Raw genomic sequence first — 580 nt, 5'->3', positions numbered from 1 at the left:
AACCCCAACCCCACCAACAACCCCACCACCGACTCAAACCGCACCGGCTCCCGCAAATTCCGATACCAATACGCCGCGTCCAACTCGGCTCCGTCCACCAGTTCGCCGGTGACGGTGGAGTAGAACGGCACGTCGCCGGTGCGCGGGGTGATGCCGGCCAGGTCGGCGAGGAGACGTTCTTCCAGGAACTCGACGTGCGCCGAGTGTGAGGGCACGCTGTCCGGGACCCGCTTGGCGCGAATGGCGTCCCGTTCGCATTCGGCGAGCAGCTCGTCCAGGGTGGTGTTGTCCCCCGAGACGATGACGGCCGACGGGCCGTTCACGGCCGCCACACTCGCCCGGCCCGACCAGCGTTCCAGCCGCTTCTCCACCTCGTCCGCCGGCAGCGCGACAGACAGCAACCCACCCTGTCCCGCAAGGTTCTTGAGCAGGGTGCTGCGCGAGACCACCACGGTCGCGGCGTCCTCCAGCGTCAGCGCCCCCGCCACACAGGCCGCGATGACCTCGCCCTGGGAGTGGCCCACCACGGCGGCGGGCTCCACACCCAGCGAACGCCAGAGCGCCGCCAGCGACACCATCA

At 69.5% G+C, this 580-nt stretch carries 1 protein-coding gene; it reads right to left on the bottom strand.

The window, feature by feature from the left end; genetic code table 11:
- Window positions 1-580, bottom strand: a 580-nt coding sequence (locus tag AAHZ94_RS34880) for an acyltransferase domain-containing protein (RefSeq protein WP_349997664.1), incomplete at both ends; no start/stop codon positions are given.

This window comes from Streptomyces sp. HSW2009 (assembly GCF_040240285.1).
Taxonomy (GTDB): Bacteria; Actinomycetota; Actinomycetes; order Streptomycetales; family Streptomycetaceae; genus Streptomyces.
Note: the sequence above shows the minus strand (reverse complement) of the source record. Positions and strands in the feature narration are given on the sequence as shown.